General features: G+C 59.7%; 1 protein-coding gene. It reads left to right on the top strand.

From position 1 onward, the window contains the following. Positions 1-22: 22 nt before the first annotated feature. Positions 23-2,283, top strand: a 2,261-nt coding sequence (locus AC1D1Z_RS36510) for an FG-GAP-like repeat-containing protein (RefSeq protein WP_477853694.1), incomplete at its 3' end; no start/stop codon positions are given.

Here is a 2,283-nt window from a genome sequence, read left to right as displayed (position 1 = left end):
GATCAATACCGGAAGCGGATGGGTGGATGATGCGCGGTTTACGCCACCCGCGCGGATTGACTCCGAAGTGACGTTCCTCGACGTCAACGCCAAGCAAGTTTTCTTCATCGACCTCAATGCTGACGGGATTCCTGACTTTATCTATGCGCTCAAAGGCTCGTCCCGGGTCTTCCTCGGCACGGGGGCGGGGTGGACCCCAGCCAATAAATGGTTCGCACTCCCCGACATCGCGGTTGGCGGCGGCAGGGGTGACCTGGGCCTGAGATTTTTTGATGTCAATGGCGATGGGCTGCTCGACCTAGTCTACAGCCGCACCGGCGGCGCGCACGCCGGCTCGGGCGTCTATACCAACACAGGCACGAGTTGGGCCGAAGGAGCGCCAAACATGATTCCCCCGGTGGCGTTTACCGAAGATGGCCTGGGGGACATTGGCGTGCGGCCGCTGGACGTGAACGGCGATGGCCTGGTTGACCTGATCCAGTTCTTCGCGCGTAGCGGCGGTGTCAATGATAGAAGTGTCTTTGTGAACGAAGCAGGCAAGCCCGGCTTGCTGAACCGTGTCGTAAATGGGCTGGGCTTAGTCACCACCGTGTCGTTCCAGTCTTATCTCTCCTACGATGGCCTGCAGGCAGCCAAGACCGCTGAGTCCGGCGCGGCCGAGGCCATCGTCTGCAAGTTGCCACACTCTTTTGTCGGGTGCGAATCCAGCTACCCAGTGATCCATGCTCTGCTGCCCGGCTACGTGGTTACCAACCTAGAAACCACCGGTGCGGGTGTCGAGCGGCGAACTCGCGCTTACACGTACTCGGGTTACCGGGTGAATGTGCAGTCCGGAAGGTCGCTGGGATTTTCGATTCAGGAGACGCTCGACACCCAGCGCCAGCGGATCATCAGGAACGAATTTTCCCAAACCGAGGGATTGGTAGGGCAACTTATGTCCAGCCTGACCTTGCAGCTTTATGAGGGGAAAGACGTCGCCATCGCGTCGTCCGTTTCGGGCTGGGCCGTGGAGCAAACCGGTGGACTGCCCCATCCGGATGGCAATCCGGGTTTCAGACCGGCGATCCTGCGGGCCTTGCTCAAAGACCGCAGGGTGACGTCTGCCGATCTCTTAGGCAAGACGCTGAACGACCAAGTAGACAGACTAGGCTATGACAGGTTCGGCAATACGGTCTTATTGGAGAGCCGATATGCGGACGAGTCGGGGATGCGGACGGAAACGAGTTTCGGACAGGAAAGTGAGGTGCGGTGGATTTTCGGGCGACCGACAGCCAGTACTGTCACCTACTTCGCCAAGGGGACGCCGGCCATTTCGAGAAGCTCTGAGTTCGGTTATGACCCCGTGACCGCGCTGCAGACCCGCGAGGTCTCGTTCAAAGGAACGCAGCACCAGTTGGTCACGGGCATCGAGCGCGACGTGTTCGGCAACAAGACAAAAGTGATGGTTGCCAGCCGAGAGGACGGTACACGCGTTCAGGCGAGCGAATATGACACACGAGGCCGGTTCATCCGCACGGCTCGCGACGCTCTCGATCACGCGTCCTCGTTCGTATACCACGAACCTTCCGGCGTTGTYCTACGCAAGACCGATCCTAACGGCGCGGTGGTCGTTGCGTCCTTCGACGGGTTGCAGGTAGCGGACAGCAACATGTCGGCCRCCGGTTTGGCTACAACATACAAGTCTGGCAACGTGAACTCCGTGGATGCACAGGAATATTCCTACTGGTCGATCAAGCAGGTCGGCGACATGCAGGCTCAGCTGTCGCTGATGGATTCATTGGGACGCACACGCCGCAAGATCTATTTCGTGGAAAGTACACCGGGCCAGGCTCGGACGGACTGCGACCAATATTCCAGATACGCGTCATCGAGCAATGGATTGCGCGCGGTCGTCAGCGACATCCGCTACGACCGTTTGGGCCGCGTGAGCCACACCACTTCCCCCCGGTTTTGTGACAGCAACGCACCGGTCACCGTCAAGCGGTTTTCCTATGACGACTTGGACCGAGTCACCCTCACCCGTAATCCGGACGGCGCTGAGCAACAGACTGTGTACAGCGGCCGCGAGATGACTACGATCGACGCGGCCGGGCGGCGCTCGACGGTCACCAAGGATGCGAGGGGTAGGGTCCTGCTCGCCCGAGATGCCATGGGTGGCCAAGTTCATTACACCTACGACGCGTACGGCAACGCACTGGTCCTGACCGATCCTTCCGGTCAGAAAATCATCAACTTCTATGACCAAGCCGGCAATAAGTCCAGCACCACCGATCCGGCCAGTGG

The sequence above is a fragment of the Rhizobium sp. P1_E1 genome, assembly GCF_056406015.1.
This window is presented reverse-complemented; position numbering and strand designations above follow the sequence as displayed.